This is a genomic window from Helcococcus massiliensis (assembly GCF_900258485.1).
Classification (GTDB): domain Bacteria; phylum Bacillota; class Clostridia; order Tissierellales; family Peptoniphilaceae; genus Helcococcus; species Helcococcus massiliensis.
Window position 1 is genome coordinate 147,380 of record NZ_OGVE01000003.1, and the last position, 22,918, is coordinate 170,297.

Annotated in this window: 23 protein-coding genes and 1 tRNA gene; 5 read left to right on the top strand and 19 right to left on the bottom strand. The window is 32.7% G+C overall.

Annotated elements, in window-relative coordinates:
• Nucleotides 1-64: 64 nt before the first annotated feature.
• Nucleotides 65-141 (bottom strand) — tRNA-Pro (locus C4Q29_RS04035).
• A gap of 93 nt (nucleotides 142-234) precedes the next feature.
• Complete coding sequence (locus C4Q29_RS04040) at nucleotides 235-1,284, bottom strand: rod shape-determining protein (RefSeq protein WP_103981531.1); 1,050 nt, start codon at nucleotides 1,282-1,284, stop codon at nucleotides 235-237.
• A gap of 127 nt (nucleotides 1,285-1,411) precedes the next feature.
• On the opposite strand from C4Q29_RS04040, the gene C4Q29_RS04045 reads away from it, so the two are divergent.
• Nucleotides 1,412-2,056, top strand: a complete 645-nt coding sequence (locus C4Q29_RS04045; protein WP_103981532.1) for an HAD family hydrolase — start codon at nucleotides 1,412-1,414, stop codon at nucleotides 2,054-2,056.
• A gap of 296 nt (nucleotides 2,057-2,352) precedes the next feature.
• On the opposite strand, the gene rho is transcribed toward C4Q29_RS04045, so the two are convergent.
• From rho to C4Q29_RS04060, 3 genes are all read right to left on the bottom strand, one after another.
• Nucleotides 2,353-3,735: a transcription termination factor Rho gene (rho, locus tag C4Q29_RS04050; RefSeq protein WP_103981533.1), complete on the bottom strand. Its 1,383-nt coding sequence runs from the start codon at nucleotides 3,733-3,735 to the stop codon at nucleotides 2,353-2,355.
• A gap of 108 nt (nucleotides 3,736-3,843) precedes the next feature.
• Entirely contained in the window at nucleotides 3,844-4,710 is an 867-nt protein-coding gene (gene fba / locus C4Q29_RS04055) for a class II fructose-1,6-bisphosphate aldolase (protein ID WP_103981534.1), read from the bottom strand.
• Between the two features lie 134 nt (nucleotides 4,711-4,844).
• Nucleotides 4,845-7,223 carry a glycogen/starch/alpha-glucan phosphorylase gene (locus C4Q29_RS04060; protein WP_103981535.1) on the bottom strand — a complete coding sequence of 793 codons (2,379 nt, stop codon included), beginning with the start codon at nucleotides 7,221-7,223 and terminating at the stop codon, nucleotides 4,845-4,847.
• Nucleotides 7,224-7,370: 147 nt separating this feature from the next.
• Between C4Q29_RS04060 and C4Q29_RS04065 the strand changes: the two genes are divergently transcribed.
• Complete coding sequence (locus tag C4Q29_RS04065; protein WP_103981536.1) at nucleotides 7,371-7,802, top strand: deoxycytidylate deaminase; 432 nt, start codon at nucleotides 7,371-7,373, stop codon at nucleotides 7,800-7,802.
• A gap of 363 nt (nucleotides 7,803-8,165) precedes the next feature.
• On the opposite strand, the gene C4Q29_RS04070 is transcribed toward C4Q29_RS04065, so the two are convergent.
• Nucleotides 8,166-8,891, bottom strand: coding sequence for a DsbA family protein (locus C4Q29_RS04070; protein ID WP_103981537.1), 726 nt, complete (start codon nucleotides 8,889-8,891; stop codon nucleotides 8,166-8,168).
• A gap of 5 nt (nucleotides 8,892-8,896) precedes the next feature.
• Entirely contained in the window at nucleotides 8,897-10,372 is a 1,476-nt protein-coding gene (locus C4Q29_RS04075) for a helicase HerA-like domain-containing protein (RefSeq protein WP_103981538.1), read from the bottom strand.
• Between the two features lie 114 nt (nucleotides 10,373-10,486).
• Between C4Q29_RS04075 and C4Q29_RS04080 the strand changes: the two genes are divergently transcribed.
• Nucleotides 10,487-11,470 carry a polysaccharide deacetylase family protein gene (locus C4Q29_RS04080; RefSeq protein WP_103981539.1) on the top strand — a complete coding sequence of 328 codons (984 nt, stop codon included), beginning with the start codon at nucleotides 10,487-10,489 and terminating at the stop codon, nucleotides 11,468-11,470.
• Entirely contained in the window at nucleotides 11,470-11,928 is a 459-nt protein-coding gene (locus tag C4Q29_RS04085; RefSeq protein ID WP_103981540.1) for a hypothetical protein, read from the top strand. Before C4Q29_RS04080 ends, C4Q29_RS04085 begins: the two co-directional genes overlap by 1 nt.
• A 52-nt stretch (nucleotides 11,929-11,980) precedes the next feature.
• On the opposite strand, the gene C4Q29_RS06330 is transcribed toward C4Q29_RS04085, so the two are convergent.
• The 9 genes from C4Q29_RS06330 to C4Q29_RS04125 all read right to left on the bottom strand — a co-directional run bounded on the left by C4Q29_RS06330 (nucleotide 11,981) and on the right by C4Q29_RS04125 (nucleotide 20,266).
• Entirely contained in the window at nucleotides 11,981-12,118 is a 138-nt protein-coding gene (locus C4Q29_RS06330; protein WP_159459207.1) for a hypothetical protein, read from the bottom strand.
• Between the two features lie 64 nt (nucleotides 12,119-12,182).
• Complete coding sequence (locus C4Q29_RS04090) at nucleotides 12,183-12,620, bottom strand: hypothetical protein (RefSeq protein ID WP_103981541.1); 438 nt, start codon at nucleotides 12,618-12,620, stop codon at nucleotides 12,183-12,185.
• A gap of 60 nt (nucleotides 12,621-12,680) precedes the next feature.
• The gene (sufU, locus tag C4Q29_RS04095; protein ID WP_103981542.1) at nucleotides 12,681-13,109 is read right to left on the bottom strand and encodes a Fe-S cluster assembly sulfur transfer protein SufU; all 429 of its coding nucleotides are present in this window, start codon (nucleotides 13,107-13,109) and stop codon (nucleotides 12,681-12,683) included.
• Entirely contained in the window at nucleotides 13,099-14,310 is a 1,212-nt protein-coding gene (locus tag C4Q29_RS04100) for an aminotransferase class V-fold PLP-dependent enzyme (RefSeq protein WP_103981543.1), read from the bottom strand. Before C4Q29_RS04100 ends, sufU begins: the two co-directional genes overlap by 11 nt.
• On the bottom strand, nucleotides 14,307-15,344 hold the full coding sequence (locus C4Q29_RS04105; protein WP_103981544.1) for a SufB/SufD family protein: 1,038 nt from the start codon (nucleotides 15,342-15,344) through the stop codon (nucleotides 14,307-14,309). The genes C4Q29_RS04100 and C4Q29_RS04105 overlap by 4 nt, the downstream gene beginning before the upstream one ends.
• 9 nt (nucleotides 15,345-15,353) lie before the next feature.
• Complete coding sequence (gene sufB, locus C4Q29_RS04110; RefSeq protein WP_103981545.1) at nucleotides 15,354-16,760, bottom strand: Fe-S cluster assembly protein SufB; 1,407 nt, start codon at nucleotides 16,758-16,760, stop codon at nucleotides 15,354-15,356.
• Complete coding sequence (sufC, locus tag C4Q29_RS04115) at nucleotides 16,753-17,496, bottom strand: Fe-S cluster assembly ATPase SufC (protein WP_103981546.1); 744 nt, start codon at nucleotides 17,494-17,496, stop codon at nucleotides 16,753-16,755. Before sufC ends, sufB begins: the two co-directional genes overlap by 8 nt.
• Before the next feature lie 40 nt (nucleotides 17,497-17,536).
• Nucleotides 17,537-18,289, bottom strand: coding sequence for a hypothetical protein (locus tag C4Q29_RS04120; protein WP_103981547.1), 753 nt, complete (start codon nucleotides 18,287-18,289; stop codon nucleotides 17,537-17,539).
• 90 nt (nucleotides 18,290-18,379) lie between these two features.
• Nucleotides 18,380-20,266 carry an acyltransferase family protein gene (locus C4Q29_RS04125; RefSeq protein ID WP_103981548.1) on the bottom strand — a complete coding sequence of 629 codons (1,887 nt, stop codon included), beginning with the start codon at nucleotides 20,264-20,266 and terminating at the stop codon, nucleotides 18,380-18,382.
• A gap of 148 nt (nucleotides 20,267-20,414) precedes the next feature.
• On the opposite strand from C4Q29_RS04125, the gene C4Q29_RS04130 reads away from it, so the two are divergent.
• Nucleotides 20,415-20,735 (top strand): Asp23/Gls24 family envelope stress response protein, encoded by a 321-nt coding sequence (locus C4Q29_RS04130; RefSeq protein ID WP_103981549.1) that lies wholly within the window; start codon nucleotides 20,415-20,417, stop codon nucleotides 20,733-20,735.
• 88 nt (nucleotides 20,736-20,823) lie between these two features.
• Here the strand turns inward: C4Q29_RS04130 and C4Q29_RS04135 are convergent, their stop codons facing one another.
• From C4Q29_RS04135 to fni, 3 genes are read right to left on the bottom strand one after another with little or no spacing between them, the layout of a single operon-like run.
• Nucleotides 20,824-21,099, bottom strand: coding sequence for a hypothetical protein (locus tag C4Q29_RS04135; protein WP_159459208.1), 276 nt, complete (start codon nucleotides 21,097-21,099; stop codon nucleotides 20,824-20,826).
• Entirely contained in the window at nucleotides 21,089-21,895 is an 807-nt protein-coding gene (locus tag C4Q29_RS04140) for an Mrp/NBP35 family ATP-binding protein (protein WP_103981551.1), read from the bottom strand. The genes C4Q29_RS04135 and C4Q29_RS04140 overlap by 11 nt, the downstream gene beginning before the upstream one ends.
• Nucleotides 21,892-22,905: a type 2 isopentenyl-diphosphate Delta-isomerase gene (gene fni / locus C4Q29_RS04145; protein WP_103981552.1), complete on the bottom strand. Its 1,014-nt coding sequence runs from the start codon at nucleotides 22,903-22,905 to the stop codon at nucleotides 21,892-21,894. The genes C4Q29_RS04140 and fni overlap by 4 nt, the downstream gene beginning before the upstream one ends.
• Nucleotides 22,906-22,918: the final 13 nt, after the last annotated feature.

A 22,918-nucleotide genomic window follows, 5' to 3' on the forward strand; every position in this document is an offset into this window, starting at 1 on the left:
TTTAGTATCAAATTAGTATCAATAAAAAAATAAACGGCTATTTTAAGCCGTTTACAATATATACTGGTCGGAGTGAGAGGATTCGAACCTCCGACCCCTCGGTCCCAAACCGAGTGCTCTACCAAGCTGAGCCACACTCCGACGACAAATATTATTATAGGACATTAAAAAATAAATGTCAAGGGAAATTAAAAGTATTTTAGTCAGAGGATAATTTATATCCTCTGACTGCTTCTATCTTCTTCTTAATTTCTCTTTGTTTTCCATTATTCTTCTGGAAAGTTCAAGCTTGCTATCTTCTGCAACTGCAAGTTTGTTAATCCAATTTAAGGACTTACCTGTTCCCTTTACAACTGATGAAATAGGATCATAGGCAATATTAACAGGGATTTTAATTAGGCCTTGGATTTTTTCTTTCATTCCTCTGATTAAGGCTCCCCCGCCTGTCAATGTTACCCCACTTTCATATAGGTCTGAAACTAATTCTGGTGGTGTAGTTGATAAAACTTGTTTAGCCCCATTTGCTATTTCTGTAAGCATATTATCTAAAGCTTTATCGATATCATCTAAGTTTAGGCTAACTTCCTCAGGTAGACCTGTAGAAATATTCCTACCCTTAACTATAAATTCAGTCAGGTCTGATTCTATAGATCCCAGATTTTTCTTAACTTTTTCAGCTGTTTTTTCACCAATAATTACATTTCTAGTAGATCTTATGTAATCAATTATGTCTTTATCAGCCTGGTCACCAGCAGTTCTCAATGAAGCAGAAGTAACTATTCCTCCCTTTGCTATTACTGCAATATCGGATGTACCACCACCGATATCTATTATCATGGACCCTCTGGCATCTCCAATTTCAATTCCACAACCAATAGCTGCAGCTAAAGGCTCTTCTATCAAGTGGACTTCATTGGCACCAGCCTTGATACCAGCTTGCTTTACAGCTCTCATTTGCACCTGGTTGGCACCTGAAGGTACACAAATGATTAAGTCTGGTCTGAAAAGTGTTGTCCCTATTGACTCTTTAATAAAATATTTTAACATTTTTTCTGTTGCTTCATAATTTGTAATAACCCCATCTTCTAATGGTCTTACTGCAACTATATGGCCAGGAGTCCTACCAAGCATTTCCTTAGCTTTTTCCCCTACAGCAACTACTTCATCGGTAAATGTATTAACCGCAACTACAGATGGTTCGTTTAAAATAACTCCATGAACTCTAGAATAAACCAAAACTGAAGTTGTTCCTAAATCTATGGCAATTCTTTTTCTTATATTCATAATATCCTCAAAAATTAACTAATTTACTCTTTTATGTATAAAAATTATACCATAAAAGACCATAGAAGAAATATTTATTTTGGTGTATAATTTATGGACTGGAGTTAATTAAAAGAAAGGAAGTTTTATGAAAAAGACATTAATATTTGATATGGATGGTACACTTTTAGACTCAATGGGAATGTGGAAAAGGATTTACGAAGACCTAAAAGCAAACTTAGACCAGGTTGAAAATTTAGATGAATTCATGGCTGAAGAAGATTCTATGATTCATTATATATATGAAAATATAGAGGAAGAATTCGGTCATATGGGTAAGGGCAAAATTTTAAGATATCTTCACGACCACCTTATAAAAGAATATTCCAGCTCTGACGCTTGCAAGCCATCAGTATATGACAAATTAAAAGAATGGCATGATATGGGATATGACATGTACCTTGCTACAGCAACTGATCATAGGTATGCAAAGATAGGAATCAAATCAAATAAATTGGATGGATTTTTGAAAGAATTATTTACACCTGATACTCTTGGCTACAGTAAGAGCGATATTAGATACTACCAAGCTATTGTAGAAAAAACTGGTGTAGATCCTGAAAATATTGTATTTTTCGACGATGCTAGATACGCTACAGAACTAGCCAATGAAGCTGGTTTTACAACCATCGCTGTCTATGATGAAAATATGACAGAAAGAGAAGAAAACAAAAGAATAGCAGACTACTTTATTGAAAACTTTAGCCAAGTAGAAGATAAGATGATTAAATAGCTTATAGCCTCTATATTTTAGAGGCTATTTTTTATTTTAAAAATAAAAAAGCAGCCAAGCTGCTTTTTTTGGAGTTAATTATGATGAAAAAGAATAAACAATTTTGTGCCAGTCTTAAAATATCTATCTTTTACGATTAAATAATATAATAATATGAAAACATTGTCAAGGATATTTTCCTGTTTTTATAAAATATTTTTCAAGCTTTAAACTAGACTTTATTTATAAGTTAGAGATTGCTTATATTTATCAGTATTTACCAAGCAATTGTTTTCATGATTTCCGTCTAATAAATGTTAAATATTTTTAATAGTTTCTATTAGGTCCTTATTTTCGTCCGTATTCTTAAATAGTTTCAATATTTGCTGTAGACTTTGATCAACCCTGGTGTCTTTAAACATTCTTCTTACTTTTACAAAGGCATCTCTTTCTTCTTTGGTTAACAATAGCTCATCACGTCTTGTTCCAGATTGGACAATGTCTATAGCTGGGTAGATTGATAATTGGGCTAGACTTCTATCTAGATGTAATTCCATATTACCAGTACCCTTAAATTCTTCATAAATCATGTCATCCATTCTTGAACCAGTGTCTACTAAACAAGTTGCAATTATAGTTAGAGAGCCACCCTCTTCTATATTTCTTGCAGCACCAAAAAATCTCTTAGGATTATGAAGAGCCAATGGATCTAAACCACCAGACAAGGTTTTTCCTGATGACGGAGTCAATACATTGTAGGCTCTTGCCATTCTTGTTATAGAGTCAAGCAATATAACAACATCCTTACCCTCTTCTACCAGTCTCTTAGCTCTTTCTAGGGTCATTTCTGTCACCCTGGCATGGTGTTCCAATTGTTCATCAAAGGTTGAAGCAACAACCTCTGTTTTCATTGATTCAGGCCTATCTTGGGTATATTGGTTTACCGATCTTTCTATATCAGTAACCTCTTCAGGTCTTTCATCAATTAGCAAAATAAATATTTTTACTTCAGGATGGTTCTTTTCTATAGCATTTGCTAAAGACTTTATAATATTGGTCTTACCTGTTTTAGGCGGAGCAACTATAAGACCTCTTTGCCCCTTACCTATAGGTGATGCTAGAGAAATAAGCCTATTTGTAATGTTATTTTTACTATCAATTAAATCCAATTTATTTTTTGGATATATAGGTTTTAAATCTTCAAAGTTTCTTCTCTTATAGGCATTTTCAGGACCATGGTTGTTTATAGCATTTACATATATAAGTGGAGGATGTTTTTCATTTTCATTTAAACTTGGTCTAATCAACCCCCTAATATGGTCACCTGTCTTCAACTTAAATCTTCTAATTTGAACTGGTGATACAAAAACATCGTCATCGCCAGAATTAAAATTTTCGGTACGAATAAATCCATAGCCATCTGGTAAAACTTCTAACAAACCTTCAATTTCTTTGGTGTCATTATTTGATTTTTCTTTATTATCTTTGTTGTGGTCATGTTTAGAATTAGAATTATTAGATGTTGAGCTGTTGGAATCGTCTGATTTTTTAAAATTATTATTTTTATTAGAAGATGAATTTTCTTGGGCCTTTATTACACTTATTAGTTCTGCTTTATTATATTTTGATATAGATTTAATTCCCATATCCTTTGCTAGGTCTTTAAGCTCAGAAAGCTTAATATCATTATAGTTTTCCACACTATCTCCTTTATTTTTAAATATCTTATATATACTTTATCACAAATAAAGAAAGAATAAAAAAAGATGTGTAAAACATGAGTCTTACACATCTAATCTTTAATCAAATTAAGCTTTGTTTGCTGAACCGAAGATTTCTACTTTTTCTCTTACCATTCTTCTGATTGCAGCTGCAGGTTCTGCTAAGATTTTTCTAGGATCAAATCCTTTTCCTTCTTTGTCTTTTCCTGCTTCAATATATTTTCTAACTTCTTCAGCAAATGCCCATTGTAATTCAGTATTTACGTTAACTTTTGAAATACCATATGAAATAGCTTCTTGTACCATTGCTGCTGGGATACCTGTACCACCGTGTAACACCATTGGTACTCCACCTACTGTTCTTTGTAGTTCTTGTAGCACTTCCATATCTAGGCCCTTCCAGTTTTCTGGATATGCACCATGGATATTACCGATACCTGCTGCTAAGAAATCAATACCTGTGTCTACTAAAGCTTTAGCTTCTGCTGGGTCTGCAACTTCACCAGATCCGATAACACCGTCTTCTTCACCACCGATTGATCCTACTTCAGCTTCAACTGAAATACCTTTTGAATGAGCTAATTCAACAATTTCTCTAGTTTTTGCTAAGTTTTCATCTATTGGATAGTGCGAACCATCAAACATAACTGATGAGAAACCTGCTTCCATTGCAGCTTTTGCACCTTCGTATGAACCGTGGTCTAAGTGTAAGATAACTGGAATTGTGATATTTAAGTCTTTCATCATTCCCTTTACCATACCAACAACTGTGTTGTATCCACCCATGTATTTTCCTGCACCTTCAGATACACCTAAAATAACTGGTGATTTTAATTCTTCACATTCTAATAAAATAGACTTTGTCCATTCTAAGTTGTTGATGTTGAATTGTCCAACTGCGTATTTTCCTTCTAGAGCTTTTCTTAAAACTGCTCCACCTTCTACTAATGGCATATTGCCTCCTTTTATTTATCATAATTTCTACAATTACATTATACAACTTATAGAAATATTTAACAATAGTTTGTCAATAAGAAAATACCAAGCTTTTAACCTTGGTATTTTCAATTTATATTATTTATTTGTAATTAGATATTCCAAATGTCTTCAGCATATTGTCTGATTGTTCTATCTGATGAGAAGAATCCTGACTTAGCCATGTTGATTAGGCCCTTCTTAGCCCAAGCTCTTCTATCTCTATAGTCTTTATCAATCTTTTCTTGTGCCTTAACATATGAATCAAAGTCTTCTAATACAAAGTATACGTCAGCTCTATTTCCATCCTTTGGATCTACTAGTGAGTTGTAAATATCGATGAAGTGGTTTGTTCCATTGTCGGTAATACCTTCTTCATTTAATAATGCATCTACTACTCTCTTTAATTCTGGATTAGATTCGTAAACTTTTCTTGCATCGTAGCTATCTTCCATTTCAACAAGCTCTTCTTCTTGTCTTCCGAATAAGTAGTTGTTTTCTAATCCTGCTATTCCAAAGATTTCAACGTTGGCACCATCCATTGTACCCAATGTTGTGGTTGCGTTCATCATGAACTTCATGTTACCTGTACCTGAAGCTTCTTTACCAGCTGTTGAAATTTGTTCTGATACATCAGCTGCTGGGAATAATTTTTCAGCATAAGTTACCCTGTAGTTGTGTACGAAAACTACCTTTAGTTTTTCGTTAACTTCTGGGTCATTGTTAATTAAGTTAGCAATTTCATTTATGAATTTAATTATACCCTTAGCTCTGAAGTAACCAGGTGCAGCCTTTGCTCCAAAGATGAATGTTCTTGGGTGCATGTCAAGACCTGGGTTGTCTTTCAACTTATAGTATAGGTGTAGGATGTGTAGGGCATTTAATAATTGTCTCTTGTATTCGTGTAATCTCTTGATTTGAATATCAAAGATTGAATCAGGATCAATTTCAATACCTTCTTGGTCTTTAATGAATTTTGCAAGTTGAACTTTCTTTTCTCTCTTGATTTCATTAAATTTATCTAAAACTTTATTGTCATCTGCAAAATCTAGAAGACTTTCAAGTTTTGTCATATCCTTCTTCCAGTCTTCACCTATTAATGAATCAACATAAGCTGTTAATTCTGGTGAAGCATATTGTAACCATCTTCTTGGTGTTACACCGTTTGTCTTGTTATTGAATTTTTCTGGATATAATTTGAACCATTGGTTTAAAGTATCCTTCTTCAATATGTTTGAGTGGATTTCAGCAACCCCATTTATTGATGTTGATAGGTATGTTGCTAAGAATGCCATCTCAACGATCTCGCCTCTTACTATTCTGTAAGGAGCAATTTCTTCTTCTGAGTATCCCTTGTTTCTTAAATCTTCAATTAATCTTCTATCAATTTCTTTTATTATATCAACCACTCTTGGTGAAACTTCATGTAATAGGTCTAGGTCCCATTTTTCTAAAGCTTCTTGTAAAACAGTGTGGTTTGTAAAGGCAAATACATTACTTGCTACTGAGAATGCTTGATCCCATGATAGGTTTTCATCATCTAATAAGATTCTAATGATTTCTGGAATTGCAATAACTGGGTGTGTATCGTTTAATTGCAATACAAAATATTTGTGGAAATCACTAAAGTCTTTATCTTCTGGATATTCTTCCTTGTATCTTTCTACTATTTCTAATAATGAAGCAGATACAAAGAAATATTGTTGCATAAGTCTCAGTAACTTACCTGCTCTAATATTATCATTCGGATAAAGAACTCTTGTTATGTCCTCTGCCCTATTTTTTTGACTTACTGACTCATCATATCTAAAGTCGTTAAAGTCGTGGAAATCAAATCCGTCATGGTCTAAAGCTTCTGCTTGCCATAATCTTAATGTATTAACTTTTCCATTCTTGTATCCGACGATAGGCATGTCGTATGGGACCGCTTTCACTTTAAAATTTCTAAATGAAACTATTTGAGTTTCACTGTCCTTACGTAATGACCAAAAGTCACCATTTTCTGTCCAAGTATCACCTTCTTCAACTTGGAAGCCATTGTCAAATCTTTGCTTGAAGATACCTTGTGAATATCTTACTCCGTAGCCGTGTAAGTTTAATCCTTCTGTTGCACCAGATTCTACAAAACATGCTGCTAGTCTACCTAGACCACCGTTACCTAATGCTGCATCTTCTTCCATGTCTTCTAATTCTTCAAAGTCCAAACCTTCTTTTTTAAGAATTTCTTTTACATCATCTAAGATTCCTAAGTTTAGTAGGTTGTTACCTAAAGATCTACCAATTAAGAATTCTGCTGATAAGTAATAAGCATTTCTCTTAGCTTTTTGTTCTTCCTTTGTTTCTAACCAGTCTGCATTAATCATGTCCATGATTGTTTTTGAAAGCACACGGTACTTTTCATGTTGTGATGCTGACTCAAAAGTCTTTGCATACTCATTTACCGCATTAGATTTCAAGTTTTCCAAAAATGTCTTACTATTAAATTGTTTCATTTGTATTATCCTCCCGAAAAATATATTCCGAAATTTTACCCTCGCACGTACATTATAGCATATAAACAAGAAATAATATAAAACTGTCAATACTTAATCAATTTATGTTATTATTAAGTTACAAAAATATAACAATTGGGAGGATTTATGAAATCTAGACTATCTTGGGAAGAATATTTTATGAATATAGCAGAAATGGTATCTGAAAGAGGTACATGTGATAGAGCCTATGTTGGATGCCTTTTGGTAAATAAAGACCATAGAATTGTTTCAACAGGATATAATGGAGCAATCACTGGAAATCCTCAATGTGATGAAGTCGGACATAAGATTCGTGACGGCCATTGCATAGCTACGATTCATGCTGAAATGAATGCCTTACTTTATTGTGCTAAAGAAGGGATTACTGTTAGAGGTTCACACTGTTACGTAACCCACTTCCCTTGCCTAAACTGTACCAAGGCACTTATCATGGCTGGTATTAGTAAGATTTATTATAAGGAAGCTTATAGGGTAGATCCATATGCTTTGGAATTGTTAGAAAGAAATAATATTGAATTAAAACAAGTTGCTATTTAATATAGTTTTAGTATCAGGATTTGTGATGTTTGGTCCTGGTCTGGGCTTCTTAAGATTTGATGATCACCGGGCCAGTTGATAAGTATTAAGTCCAATTTTTGAATTCTATACTTACACTTTTGCGAAATTTGTAAGTTTTAAATTTACTTTTCGTATTTAAAACTTATCTCTAACTGAATAAATAAGTTTTAAAGACAATTTTTAAGTTTTATACTTACAATTTTCAAAAATTCATAAGTTTTAAATTTACTTTTAGTCTTTAAAACTTATTCGACTCCACAAATAGTCTTGACTAAAAACACTCAACCAACAATACAGAAAAAACGAGACTCTCATAATGAGAGTCTCTATTTATATATTATTCTATTTTCCTAAAGCTTCTTCTATATTAGTCTTTAGGTTAGATTCATCATATATATCTACAGCTTTTTCGGCTCCTTGTACATATAGGGTTGGGGTTGTTAACTTTCCATCCTTTGTTTTTGAAGCTAATTCTTTATCTGTTTTAATGTATTCAGTAGAATTTTTTGAAACTTGCATGAATTTTTCCAAATCTCCAAAAATTTTATCCCAATTCTTACCTGATAAGGTAATTGCATAAGCTTCATGGATTGTTTGATTTTGATTTGGTGATTCTTGTAATTTATTCAACCATTCTTCACTGGATGTTAACTCATAATATTTACCAACTAATTCAGGATCATGTTCAGCCATTGATAACCAAATTCCTGTTATCACGTCTGAGTAAGTCACTTCATCTTTTGCACCAGTTTTACCCAAAAATGTTAATGGAACATATTTAATCAATGTATTATCATCTTGAACATCTTTTAGATATGGCTTTGTTTCGCCATTTAATTTAACACAGAATGGGCAGATTGGTTCTGTATACCATTCTACTATTTTTTTATTTTTAGCTTCTTCTACTGGAACAGCTACATTTTTATTGTTTAAGTAGAAACCACCTTGGTGTACATATTTAAAGGTCTCCCCACCATCTATTTCATCCTTAGATATTTTTTTACCACAAGCCACTATCAATAAAGATAAGGCTAATACTAGCACTAATAATTTTTTATTCTTCATCATAATTTTTATCTCTTTCTATTACCGAAAATTCCTCTGGAAATTTCTCTTCCTACACTTCTTCCGATAGATCCAATTATATTATTTGCAAATCTTTCAAAAGGAGTCATTCTATTGCTACGTTTTTTTGCTTCTTTTCGAGCCTCTTTTGCTTGAGCTACTTCTTCTTTCTTAATAGCTTCTTCCTGAGCAAGCCTTGCCGCCTCTTCTTGTCTTATTACTTTTTCTTTTTCTAAGATTTCATATGCTGATTCATTGTCCACATATTCTGCATATTTATCATAAAGAGCAGAATGGTTAATCGCCCTATTTACCAAGTCCTCAGTGACATTATCCATCTTAGACTTAGGAGGATTTATCATTGCATTTTTAGCGAATGTTGGTTTCGAATCCTCGTCTAAGACTGAAACTAAGGCTTCACCGGTCTTTAGATTCATAATGACTTCTTCTAAGTCTTCACCTTCTTTTTGCCTAAAGGATTCAGCTATAGCCTTTACCTCTTTTTGCTCTTTTGGTGTATAAGCTCTTAGGGAATGTTGGATCCTATTTGATAATTGAGCCAACACATCATCAGGTATATCAGTAGCCTTTTGACTTACAAAGAAAACTCCTACCCCCTTAGACCTAATCAACCTTACAACCAATTCAATCTTTTCTAAAAGATCTTTTGAAGCATTGTTAAATAGCACATGGGCCTCATCAAAGAAAAAGACGAGTTTGGGTTTTTCTTGGTCTCCTACTTCATCTAAGCTTTCATACAATTCTGATAGCAACCACATTAAAAATGTCGCGTATAGGTTTGGAAACTTGTACAAGTCTTGACTTGATAGGATATTTATCATTCCCTCACCAGCACTATTGGTCCTCATTAAGTCTTTTATATCAAAGGCTGGTTCTCCAAAGAATAAGTACCCACCTTGGTTTTCTAAGACTAGTAAAGATCTCAATATAGCTCCAATGGAGGCTGAAGATATATTTCCATAATGGCTTGCCAAGTCTTTTTTATTTTCATCAACAAAATTTAGAACTGCCCTTAAATCTTTTATATCAATTAAGAGTAGCCCCTTCTCATCTGCCAATTTGAAAGCAATATTTAAAATACCCTCTTGAGTATCATTCAAACCAAGTATTTGAGCAAGCATTACCGGTCCCATTTGAGATATAGTTGTTCTTAGAGGTATACCTCTTTTCCCAAATACATCTAAAAATTCAGCATCATATTTTCTATTGCTATAGTCTTCAAGACCAATTTCTTCAACTCTTTTGCTAATAGCTTCATTTGTTTCACCTTCTTCAATTAAAGAAGATAAATCTCCTTTAATATCTGATAGAAATACTGGTATGCCATTTTCTGCTAACAATTCAGTAATCACTTTTAAAGTCACAGTTTTACCTGAACCTGTTGACCCAGCAATAAAACCATGTCTATTTAATTTTGATAAATTAATATAGGCATCCTTACCTATTTGTATCTTGTTTGCCATGATTTCTCCTTATCATTTTCTTTATAGTATTATACAACAAATTTTTTATTTTAACTATTTTTGATTGACCTAAATATTAGTGATAAAATGATTAATAGATTATAGGAGGCAATTATGACTACACATAAACATCATATAGTTTGGAAAAGATTTTTCTTTTTCTTTTTAACACTTACTATTTGTGCTTTTATCTTAACCTTTATTTGGCATGAGAAATCAGTATCTTCACTAAAAACTGAAAATGCTGACCTTCAAGAAAACTTAAATAAGGTCCAAGAAGAATTAGACAAAACAAAGAGTACTATAGAAGAATTAGAAAAGAAGTTAGAAGCTAAAAAATCTGGAAATCCTGTAAGCCATGTATTGGCTAGTGTAAAAGATAAAAATCCAGAAAAAAGCTATGCTTATGATACAAAAACTATAAGAGAATTTACCGAAAAAAAAGATTATAAAGGCGAAAAAATCGCCTTTTTAACTTTTGATGATGGTCCTAATAAGGACACTACAGGGAAACTATTAGATATCCTAAAAGAAAAAGATGTACCAGCAACTTTTTATATGCCTGGTAAAAATATTGGTGATGATACAGCTGACCTACTTAAAAGAATTTATGAAGAAGGACACGTTATAGGAAGTCACTCATTCGACCATAATTATGACCACTTGTATCCAAATAGGATTGCAAATAAAGATGAAATTATTAAGCAAGAAAATCAAACTTTAGAAGCCTTTAGAAAATATTTAGGAGCTGATTTTAAACATAAAACTTCCAGATATCCTGGTGGACACATGTCATGGAATAAACAATCTTTAGCTAAATCTGACAAGGCTTTGGAAGATATGGGAGTTATATGGATTGATTGGAACACTATGAATGGTGATGCCCAACCAATTAAACCTAGAGACCCAAATGATATTCCTAGACCAAATAATACCCAACAGGTGATTGATAACTTTGAACATTCTAAAAGATTTACTCTAAACCCAAATATAGCTGTCGTTTTAATGCATGATGGTAAAGATGTAACTCTAAATGCTTTAGGAGCTCTAATAGACCATATGAAGGCTCAAGGTTATAGTTTTGGAGTGTTAGATTAATGAAGAATAAGATTATCATAGCTTTAGTATTTGTTATTGTTTTACTTTCTATATTTTTAATTAGAGACAATGTGAAAAGCACTCAGATGACTCCATTAACAGATGTGGAAGCAAGGGGCAAAATTGAAGAAATTTTCGGAAATAAGATAGAAAAAATTAATGACAAGGACTTGATTTTAACCAGCAACAGCCAGTACACAATTATGGTTGTAGAAGACAGGTATCTTTTGATAGATTATGCAAGTAATCCACCAAAGGTCCACCATTACAAGTCTATAAAAGAAGATATCCCTGTTAAAATAGTAGAAATATATGAAGATGGGTCTTGGCTCGCCCTACATGACGACCATACTCACATAGTCACTGAAAAATTAGAAGAGGGCGCAAAAGTTGGAGATACAGTATATATAAAAGATCCTCACACCTTCTTAGATGACTATAAGCATAAAAAACATTAATTATAAAGATTAAAAAATCTGCCTGGAATTTTATTTCCAAGCAGATTTTGTTTTATTTATTCATGTGTTTCCAAATATATATTATTGAACTTATAATTAATATTATTAATAAAACTCTAATTCCGGTATCCAAGTATTTATCAATTATAGATAAGTATGCCATTTGATTAAAAATTTGACCGTTATTCATAAGATCCTCCCAAATTATTCGAACCTACTATCTTGTATAAATAATAACATTAATCGTTTTTTTTTCAATGTTTTCCAACTTTATTTTCCATATACTTAAAGGCATAAGTAACAAATATGGAAGCTACATATCCCACTATAAATGATAGTGGCATGCCTTTAATATACATATTGAAAAATCCTGGTATAAATTCACCAAAGGATAGGTATAATCCTGTAAAGTTTAATATAATTGCATAATAAAGTGAAGGAACCAAAGCTGCTACTAGAGCCCAAACAAATGATTGGTCATTTTTTATATACCTGCTAGCAAATTTACCACCAACTCCTGGTGCATCCCAAGCTAAGTCTGCACAGATACATATACATGATTGAATACATGCATCCATAAATAATTTTGATGGAATATTATTCTCTACAGTGATTAGCCTTATAACTGTGATGATTATAAATGATAAGATAATAGAATATGTGTATATTTTATTCTTTACTAAAAATTTCATGTCACTCTCCATTTAGAATATAATAACTGGGCTTGTACCCAGTTATCAGCCTTATATATTCTATTTTGTATCTAAGATTTTGTCAAGCGTTCTCCAGGCTAAGACAGCACATTTTACCCTCATTGGTAATTTTGATATGGATTCAAATACAGCTGCATCACCTATTTTTATTAAATCATCTTCAGAAAGGTCTTCACCTTGAATCATCCCTAAAAATATTTGTACATCTTTCTTAGCCTCTTCTAGACTCTTTCCCTTGATTACATCAATCATCATGGAAGCGGAAGCTTGGGATATTGCACAACCTATACCTTCATAGGAAGCATCCTTGATTATTCCATCTTCTATAAGAACATTTAACTTGAGTTCATCTCCACACGAAGGGTTAACTCCCATTTGTGAATCAGTTTTATTTTCTAAAGGATGCTTGTTAGAAGAATTCATAGAATGTTCCCTAACTAACTCTGTATATATTTGATTAAGCTCCATAAATTACTTCCTTTACTTTTTTTAATCCCCATATTAATCTGTTTATCTCTTCTTTTGTATTATAAAAAGCGATAGATACCCTGGAAGATGAATTTAAGCCCAAATACCTATGTAAGGGCTGGGCACAATGGTGGCCCGTCCTTATACATATACCATAATAGTCTAAAATCTGGCTTATATCATGGGGATGAATATTTTCTATAGTGAATATAAGATTGGTATGGCTATGGCTAGGATCATAGTAGATTTTTACAAAGTCTAACTTTTCTATTTCTTCTAACAAATAGGAAAATAGATTTCTTTCAATCTTTTCTATGCTTTCATAACCTATATGATTTATATAATCCACAGCCTTATTTAGTGAATAAATAGCCCCAATATCCAGAGTACCAGCTTCAAACTTGCTTGGAATTTCTGCATATGACACGCTTTCTTCAGTCACATATTCAATCATATCTCCACCAAGTAAAAATGGATCCATCTTATTTAGTAAATCTTTTTTACCTATAAGACATCCCACTCCCTGGCTAGCCAAGGCCTTATGTCCAGAGAAAGCTAGAAAATCACACTTATATGCATCCACATCAATTTGCCTGTGGCTAATTAACTGGGTTGCATCTACTACAGTTACAGCACCATATTCCTTAGCCATTTCAACCATTTTAGCAATTTCTACTTCAAAGGATAAGACATTGGAAGCACCTGTAAAGGCTACTATCTTGGTCTTAGAATTTAATTTTCTCCTGTAGTCTTCCAAATCCAAATTTAAATTTTCATCTAGGTAGAAATATTTTAATTCTGATCCAGTTTTTTCGCAGATATATTGCCAGTTAACCAGATTGGCGTGGTGGTCAGCAATAGAGATTAAGACCTGGTCACCCTTTTTAAGATTATTTAATCCATAAGAATATGAAACTAAATTCAAAGCTTCTGTAGCAGACTTGGTAAATATAAGTTCGTAGTCATGTCCTGCCTTGGTAAAGTCTTTAAGCTTTTCTCTAGTATTTTCTAAAATCTCTTTTGACTTTGCAGATAGGCCATAAGACCCTCTGCCAGCATTAGCATTGAAGGTTTCGTAATATTCTTTAAGAGAATCGATTACAATACTAGGTTTTTGACTGGTTGCAGCCGAATCTAAATAAGTGATATTTTTATTTTTTTCGAAAAAAGGAAAGTCCTTCCTTATTTCTTCTGGTCTCATTCTCTTATTCCTTGTCTAATATCTTCTAATAATTCATTTCTTAAATCTATGTCTTCTATCAAATCAAGTATTGGTTTAATTTTTGATTCAATAATTATCCTCTTAGCTTCTAGTTGGTCAAAACCTCTTGATTGGATATAAAAGAGCATTTCTTTATCTACACGTCCTGCAGAAGCAGCGTGGTTACCTACAATGTCATCTTCACGAGCTAATAATATAGGAATAGCCCTTGATTTTACAGTTGGGTCTAAGAGGGTAACAAATTCCTCTTCATTACCTGTAGAAAGTCTACATCCTTTTAAGAAATCTAGGGTACCCGCAAATCTTTTTTCAGCATGGTCCTTCAATACCCCTTGTAAAACCATGTCGGAATCAGACTCTTGCCCATAGTGAGTCATGACATAGGCTAAGTCTAAATACCTATTTCCATCAACAAAATAAGCTGTTTTAATATCTGATTCTGACCTGTCACCAACCAATTCTACTTCATAGTTTGCATAAGCCTTTTTAGAACCCAATTCAATATGAACAAGGTGAACTCTTGCATCTTCTGCAATTTCAGAAATTAAAGAGACATAGGATTGAGACTTGTGTGAAAGTCTTTGTACAATCACAATCTTTACTTCTGAATTTTTTTCAGCATTTATCTTGAAAATAGAGTTTCTAAAGGCTTCTATGTCAGCTTCAGTCCTATAGTCAAATAAGATTTTGGCATTGGCCCCTTCCCTTACATGGATTTCATGTAGGTCATTTATATTACTAATTTCTTCTGTCAGTTTAAATTCTCTTCTTAAGTCTTCTTGGCCTGTAAATTCGTAATATTCAGAATAGTTTCTATATTTTTCATTTAATTCTTTTACTGAATCTGAAACTCCATACTTTTTGTTTTCAAATACATGGTTAAAATCTTCAGATCCTTTTGTATCAGGATTTGATGAAAAATCAATATACTTTATTTCTGGTAATTCTATATCAACATGGTTGGCTTTTGTGTGACCCCAGGTTATATGAGGTAAAATATTTGCTTTTGTCATTTTATCCTCCTATCCTATTGATCCAATTAGTTCTAAACTAATTAAGTTGTTCATTTCTACTGCATATTCTAATGGCAATTCTTTAGCTATAGGTTCAGCAAAACCTCTTACCAGCATGGCCTTAGCATCTTCTTCAGACAAGCCTCTAGACATCAAGTAGAAAATTTTAGAGTCATCTATCCTACCTATCTTCGCTTCGTGACCTAGGTCTACATCATCATTTTCGATGATCATTACAGGAATGGTATCTGATACTGAACCTTGGTTATCAAGCATCAAGGATTCACAGTTAACATTGGATTTTGAACCGGCGGCATTTTCTTTAAAATGCACCAATCCCCTATAAATAGCTTCACCACCAGATTTTGAAATTGATCTAGAGTTAACTGTAGAATAGGTATTTGGAGCAGCATGTACAACCTTGGTACCTGTATCCAATATTTGCCCATCATTAGCAAAAGTGATACCTGTATAATCAGATTTCGCATTTTCTCCAATTAAAATAGATGATGGATAAAGCATGGAAACTGCAGAACCAAAGGATCCTGAAACCCATTCTATATGGCCCTCTTCCCAAACTATAGCTGATTTGGTGTTTAGGTTGTACATATTTTTTGACCAATTTTCTATGGTTGAATATCTTAGTTTAGCTTTTTCTTTTACGAATAACTCTACTGCACCAGCATGAACATTGACTACATTGTACTTAGGAGCTGAACATCCTTCAATATAATGGACATAAGCACCTTCATCTACATAAATAAAGGTATGCTCAAATTGACCTGCACCAGGTGCATTAAATCTAAAGTAGGATTGAATTGGAATATCTACATGGACACCCTTTGGTACATATACAAAAGATCCACCCGACCAAACAGCGTAGTGTAAGGCTGCATACTTGTGCATAGATGGATTTATAGCCTTGCCAAACCATTCTTTTAATAGGTCTTCATGGCTTTCATAGGCTTCTTCCATGGTTATATAAACTACACCCAATTCTTTCAAATATTTTTTAACATTTGAATACACAACCTCTGAGTCATACTGGGCAGCAACACCTGCTAAGGCGTCAATTTCTGCCTGTGGTATACCTAGGTCGTAAAATGTTTGCTTTATATTGTCTGGTAAATTATCCCATTGGTTTACTTCTCTTGCTTTTGGCTTTACATATAGGGTTAATTCATCAACATCCACAGCTGACAAGTCTGGTCCCCATGATGGATTATCCAATTCATAGAAGATTCTCATAGCTTCTAATCTTTTTTTTAGCATCCATTCTGGTTCATTTTTTTCAGCTGAGATTTGTCTGACAACTTCTTCTATTAAACCCTTAGAGGAAATTTTGTCATATTCAAAATCATTTTTTCTGTCGTAAATTCCCCTATCTATATCTTCAACATAGGTTTTTTTAGACATTTTTTACCTCTTCTCTTATTTTAGAGTAACCATCTTTTTCGATTTCGCTTATCAAGCTGCTATCTGAAGTCCTTACGATCTTTCCTTCAATCATTACATGGACAAAATCTGGCTTAATTGATTCTAATATTGAAGAATGGTGGGTAATGATTAGTGCAGCCTTATCTTCATTTAAGAATGAAGACACTTCTTTAGAAACAATCTTTGTTGCATCTACGTCCAAGCCTGAATCAGTTTCGTCAAGCATAATAAATTTTGGATCTAAAACTTTCATTTGTAGGATTTCATTCTTTTTCTTTTCCCCACCTGAGAAGCCTACATTCAAGTATCTTTGCGCATAGTCTCCATTAAAGTCTAATTCTTCTAATTTTTTCTTTAAATCTCTTCTAAATTCTAATAATTGCGGTTTTTCATCTTTAACATTTGTGAAGGCTGTACGTAAAAAGTTTTCTACAGAGATACCCTCAACTTCTTCTGGGTTTTGGAAGGATAAAAACATACCTCTCTTAGCTCTTTTATCAGTTGATTCTTCTGATATATCTTCACCTTCAAAGAAGATTTCACCTTCAGTTACTTCATAGTCTGGATGGTCCATTATCACTTTTAATAAGGTAGACTTACCCGAACCATTTGGCCCCATGATAACATGAGTTTCACCAGATTTAATTTCTAAATCTATCCCCTTCAATATTTCCTTGCCCTCTACCTGAGCATGTAAATTTTCTATTTTTAACATTGCATCCCCCTTCTTGCATGTTTTTATACCATATTAATAATTAGTTAAGTAGACCTGAATCATCCTTGCTATATAGATAAAATTGCGACATCTTTTTTAATGATTTTCTAGCCTTTTTAATCTCTTCTTTGTAGTCTTCTTCTTGTTTCATTTTATATTCATTAGAATTTAGCTTGTCTGCTATATTTATAGGAAAAGTATTATCCAATTCTTCCAAGTCTTTTTTGCAAGTTTCAATCGCTGCTTCATAGACTTCTTTAGGATTTTTCTTGGTCTTCCCCTGAACTACCTCAGCAAAATCAAGCAGTTCCTTTAAGTATGGAAGATAAGCTGATTTTCCTTGAAGAATAAAGCTCTCATATAGGTTTTTCGACCTCTCCCCATTAACTAGAAGAGGATCTGTATATTTCAATAGTTTTCTAATTTTTACTTTAGTCTTATCATTGAGATTTTCATTTGCCCTTGCTATAAATAAGTCATTTTTTGTAAGCAAGTTTTTTAATTCATTTATATGATTTATTAAATCCCTATATTCAATCTGAGCTATTCCATCTGAATACTGGTCTATTAAATTAACATTTGAGTAAGTCTTTAGGTCTGTACTCATGCTAAATAAAAGCTTAGATTGGATTCTTTGGTCATATATAAACATCTTATACAAGAGCTCTTTCTTTTCCAACTCATATTTTCCAAATTTTTGAATGTATAAGTTATTATAAAGATTTTTCTCATAAATACTTTTATATAGATATTCTGTTTTTATGTCTAAATATTTTTCTCTTAAACTTGTCATAATCACTCCGTAATAAAAATTATAGCATATTGACATTAATAAAGAAATAAAGTGTGTAGGCTCTTTTCAGCTTCCCCACACACTTTATCTCTATTTTTTAAGTTCTTGTGCTATTAAATTTATCATGACATTTATACCATCATTATTTAAATGAGTTTTGTCTTTAGCGAAGTATTCTGGATGATCTTTTGAGTTTGAATACCAATCTACCAAGCTTATTTCAGGATGTTTTTCAACATAGGATGCTAGATCTTGGTTTACCTTATCTCTCCATGAGTCTGGCATATTTACATTCACAAAGACCTTTTTGCTCTTTGGAAAATGTGCCATTAACTTATCTAAGTGACCTTCGTTAAATAAACCATTGGTACCAAGCATCATTACCAAGGCTGTATTTTCAGAATCATGTTCAGCATATTTTGCGAAAACTGGTTCTGATTGGTATAGTTGCCTTGAAACCTTAGCATCAACTATTACATTGTTTAATTTTTCTTTTAAACTTAAGCCGACATTTACTCCAAGAGAATCCCCTATTAGAACTATCTTGTCATATTTAATTCCATCAAAATTAACCTCTTCTTGGGTATTTGAACCAGGCTCTTTTGGACTCTCTTCCTTTTCTGCTGGCTTTATAATTTCCATGCCATTTTCTTTAGCCTTTTGACCTAGTTCTTCACCATCTGTTACAAGTTCATCAGGTAAGTCTATATTTCTAGTTGTATCAACAAAGGCTGTTGAAATAAATGGTATACCTATACCGAAGGCACCCAAGATAAAGATTATAGCAAGTCCCAATCCAACTCTTTGTACCAGGACATTTGACTTTCTTTCTCTTGTTTTTTCTCTTTCTCTTCTAGATCTAGGTCTCGCCTTTCTTTCTTTTGCCAGAGGTTTTTCCATAAAGTAATAGGTAAAGGCTGATAAAATTAAGAATGCTAGCACCCTAATTACTACATATATGGTCTTTGGTCCATTTATTTCAGCTTGAGTTTCTGACAAGATAATTATTGGGAAGTGCCATAAATAGATAGAATATGACATTTCACCAGGTCTTGTAATAAATGGTATATATCTAAATTTATTAAAAATAGGGTTGTTATCATTAGCCATGGTATAAACCATTACTACAGATAGTAAAGCAAATAATAAAAATCCTCCCCTATAAACCCAAGTGTATTCTTCAGATACATATATGCCTAGGACTACAAAGGCCGCCAAGCTAAGTACACTGATTAAGGCCAATATAGACTTAGATAGCTTTATTTCAAACTTATCTTTTTCATAGCTTTCTAAGCTATTTCTAGAATCCTCTTTTCTTAATTTCCTTATTGGATAATGGAAATAGGCCAAAACCCCTATAATTATTTCAAAAATTCTAGTATCGGTCCCGTAGTAAACTCTAGAAATATTTTCAGGATCATACAAGATTTGCATAGCTACAAAAGATATTATAGCTAGGATTGAAATTGTGATTCTAAATGTTTTGTAATTATTTTTTACAGATAACTTACTTGTTAAATAAAATAGAATATTTAATATTATATAGGCCTGCATTAAAACAGAAATATACCAGAGGTGTTTAAATGGACTTTGGAAATATGAGTCAAAATATCCCACCTTATTGATGATAAACCACCAGTTATTGGTAAAGGTTAAAGATGGAAATATATCTCTGTGAGCTATGTCTAAAATAGGTTTATTAAACATTGTTATAAAAATAGTCACAAAAAATACTACTATAAATAGTGGTGGCCAGAGATTTTTTATCCTCCTAAAGATGTTTTTAAATAGGGAAAATCTATTTTCTTCATCTTGTCTTAAAAAAGAAGATGCTAGTAGGTAACCTGATATTACAAAAAATAGGTCAACTCCTATAAAACCACCTGGAAACCATGCCGCATTTAAATGGTATATAACTATTGCAACAATCGCTATTGTTTTAAGTAAATCTAATCCAAAAATTTTGTTTCTTTTCATTTGTACTTCCTTCTTTGATCGTATAAATAATTATAACACAATTTCAATAGTTGTTGATAGCATAAAAAGTAATTTGCATAAAGGCTATCTTTTGCATATAATAATCTTATATATAAGCATATTTGCTTTTTATAAAAAGGAGGTAATCATGTCTGATTTTAAGAATGGTTCAGTTAAGATTTCAAATGATATAATAGACCAATTAGTTGCAGAAAGCGCATTAAAAGTTGAAGGTGTACACAGCGTTATCGGATATAGAAATGGTAAATTTGATGGAAGAAAAAAAGAAGCTTTGATTGCAAACGTTGAAGATAATAGCATGCAAATTAAAGTTACTATAGTTGTAAAAGCCGGTGAAAATGTTTATGAAGTAGCCGAAAATGTTCAAAAAAATGTAAAAGAACAAATACATACAATATTAGCTTTTGAAATTGATCATGTTGATGTTTTTGTAAAAGATATAGCATAATAAAAAACTGTTGCAGGGATGAACTTATCTCAAGTTGGATATAAAAACCAACTTTAATTAGGTCATTCAACCTAGCAACAGTTTTATTTTATAATAATCTTAGTATTGAAAATATTATTATTAATAGTGAAATAAGACCAAAAAAACCTGCCATAAAGGCATAGGATTTTGCCTTATTATTTTTATAATAAATAACTTGGTTTACTGCCATCAAGGCAAAAATTAAACCTAGCATTATATAGGAGTATTTGATTCCTCCTATTTTTTTTAATTCATAAATTATAAGTCCAATTGTTGCAAAGATAAACAAATTGGTAAATATCATAAACTTCAATTGTCCCTTGGTTACTATTTTATTCTTCATATTTTTCAAAACCTTCAATTCTTTCAACTGCTTCATCTAAAAAGGATGTATCTATGCTCTCAACTTTTCCTTGGTCGATTAGGTCTGCAAATTCAGGATTTATAGGTACTCGAGCTAGTATATCTAAATCATACTTTTCTGATAATTCTCCAACCTTTGATTTTCCAAAAATTTCATATTTTTTTCCTGTATCAGGAGCTTGGAAATATGAAAAGTTTTCTATAAGTCCTAATACTGGTATATCTAGTTTATTTGCCATTCCTAAGGCCTTTTCTACTATCATGTTTACAAGGTCTTGAGGAGAGCTTACCATTATAATTCCCATCAAGGTTATTGATTGAAATATGGTAAGTTGGGCATCAGATGTTCCCGGTGGAAGGTCTACAAACATATAGTCTATATCTCCCCAATTTACATCTATCCAAAATTGCCTTATAGCTCCAGTAAGCATTGGAGCCCTCCAAACTACAGCTGACTTTTCATCATCAATTATAAGGTTGGCAGAAACTATCTTGATCCCTTCCTTGGTCACCATTGGGTTTAATCCCTTGTCAGCTACTTCTAGCTTTCCTTTAAGATTGAAAGCTCTTGCTATTGACGGTCCGGTTATATCAGCATCTAAAATAGCTACCTTGTATCCTTTTTTCGCCATGGCTACAGCTAGACTTGAAGTAACCATAGACTTACCTACTCCACCCTTACCTGAAACTACAGCTATAACATTTTTCACTTGAGAATTTTCATTTGTTTCTAAGTTGAAAAGGGCTTGTTTTCTTTTTACATTAAAATCTGTCATTCTGAAATTTCCTTTAATTTACCTGTCAATTTATAGGGAACTCTTTTTAACTCTTCTAAGTTTCTTGCTCCCAATAAAAACATAAGTATCTTTGTCTTTTTAATAAGTCCTTCTAGGTATGCCTTAGCATGGTCATAGCCTCCATGGACTAGGTATCTTAAAAGTTCACCTGCTACTGCTACATAGTCAGCACCTAAGATCAAGGCCTTGATGATGTCCATAGAGGTCTTTATTCCACCTGATGCTATGATTTTAACATCTTGACTGACTACTCTAGCATTTAATATAGACTTGGCTGTTGGTATGCCCCAACCGTACATGTCGGAAAAATCATTCCTATAGTTACGCAAGTTTTCTATCTCTATAAAGTTTGTCCCACCATAGCCAGATAAGTCTATATAGTTAACTCCTGCTGAAACTAGTTTTTTTACAGTTTCTTGAGACATTCCCATAGCCTTTTCTTTAACTAAGACCTTGTCACCATAAACGGAAACAAGTTTTTCTATATTAGCTAAGACCCCTTCAAAATCAGCTTCATGGTCAAAACTAACAGCTTCTTGAGCTGCATTTATATATAAGGATAAAGCATTGGCCTTTACTTGGTCCATAGCTATCTTCACATCTTCTTCACTGGCCTTAGCTGATAAGTTAGATAAGATAAAAACATTTTTTTCTAGGTCATCATCAATTTCTGACAAGTAAAGTTTTGATTGTTCATCACTTGCTATATTTTCTTGTTGAGATCCTAATTCTATAGGTATATTTAAATCTTGGGCGATATTTACAAGGATTTCATTTATTTCTAATCCTCTTTCTGTACCACCTATCATAGATGAAATAATTAATGGAAAAGAAAAATTACTTCCCATAAATTCAGTAGTAGTATCAATATCAGCTAAATTAATTTCTGGAAGTGAATTGTGTTCAATATATACATCATCAAATAAGGTATGGCCTTGGTGGCTACCTATTAAGGAATTGTCTATATATAAGTCTTTAATATTATTCATCTTTTTCCTCTAA

Bases quoted from the DNA above. Each gene is read 5' to 3' on its own strand.
- C4Q29_RS04040 (WP_103981531.1), bottom strand. From the start codon at position 1,284: ATGAATATAAGAAAAAGAATTGCCATAGATTTAGGAACAACTTCAGTT.
- C4Q29_RS04045 (WP_103981532.1), top strand. From the start codon at position 1,412: ATGAAAAAGACATTAATATTTGATATGGATGGTACACTTTTAGACTCA.
- fba (WP_103981534.1), bottom strand. From the start codon at position 4,710: ATGCCATTAGTAGAAGGTGGAGCAGTTTTAAGAAAAGCTCTAGAAGGA.
- C4Q29_RS04060 (WP_103981535.1), bottom strand. From the start codon at position 7,223: ATGAAACAATTTAATAGTAAGACATTTTTGGAAAACTTGAAATCTAAT.
- C4Q29_RS04065 (WP_103981536.1), top strand. From the start codon at position 7,371: ATGAAATCTAGACTATCTTGGGAAGAATATTTTATGAATATAGCAGAA.
- C4Q29_RS04070 (WP_103981537.1), bottom strand. From the start codon at position 8,891: ATGATGAAGAATAAAAAATTATTAGTGCTAGTATTAGCCTTATCTTTA.
- C4Q29_RS04075 (WP_103981538.1), bottom strand. From the start codon at position 10,372: ATGGCAAACAAGATACAAATAGGTAAGGATGCCTATATTAATTTATCA.
- C4Q29_RS04080 (WP_103981539.1), top strand. From the start codon at position 10,487: ATGACTACACATAAACATCATATAGTTTGGAAAAGATTTTTCTTTTTC.
- C4Q29_RS04085 (WP_103981540.1), top strand. From the start codon at position 11,470: ATGAAGAATAAGATTATCATAGCTTTAGTATTTGTTATTGTTTTACTT.
- C4Q29_RS06330 (WP_159459207.1), bottom strand. From the start codon at position 12,118: ATGAATAACGGTCAAATTTTTAATCAAATGGCATACTTATCTATAATT.
- C4Q29_RS04090 (WP_103981541.1), bottom strand. From the start codon at position 12,620: ATGAAATTTTTAGTAAAGAATAAAATATACACATATTCTATTATCTTA.
- sufU (WP_103981542.1), bottom strand. From the start codon at position 13,109: ATGGAGCTTAATCAAATATATACAGAGTTAGTTAGGGAACATTCTATG.
- C4Q29_RS04100 (WP_103981543.1), bottom strand. From the start codon at position 14,310: ATGAGACCAGAAGAAATAAGGAAGGACTTTCCTTTTTTCGAAAAAAAT.
- C4Q29_RS04105 (WP_103981544.1), bottom strand. From the start codon at position 15,344: ATGACAAAAGCAAATATTTTACCTCATATAACCTGGGGTCACACAAAA.
- sufB (WP_103981545.1), bottom strand. From the start codon at position 16,760: ATGTCTAAAAAAACCTATGTTGAAGATATAGATAGGGGAATTTACGAC.
- sufC (WP_103981546.1), bottom strand. From the start codon at position 17,496: ATGTTAAAAATAGAAAATTTACATGCTCAGGTAGAGGGCAAGGAAATA.
- C4Q29_RS04120 (WP_103981547.1), bottom strand. From the start codon at position 18,289: ATGACAAGTTTAAGAGAAAAATATTTAGACATAAAAACAGAATATCTA.
- C4Q29_RS04125 (WP_103981548.1), bottom strand. From the start codon at position 20,266: ATGAAAAGAAACAAAATTTTTGGATTAGATTTACTTAAAACAATAGCG.
- C4Q29_RS04130 (WP_103981549.1), top strand. From the start codon at position 20,415: ATGTCTGATTTTAAGAATGGTTCAGTTAAGATTTCAAATGATATAATA.
- C4Q29_RS04135 (WP_159459208.1), bottom strand. From the start codon at position 21,099: ATGAAGAATAAAATAGTAACCAAGGGACAATTGAAGTTTATGATATTT.
- C4Q29_RS04140 (WP_103981551.1), bottom strand. From the start codon at position 21,895: ATGACAGATTTTAATGTAAAAAGAAAACAAGCCCTTTTCAACTTAGAA.
- fni (WP_103981552.1), bottom strand. From the start codon at position 22,905: ATGAATAATATTAAAGACTTATATATAGACAATTCCTTAATAGGTAGC.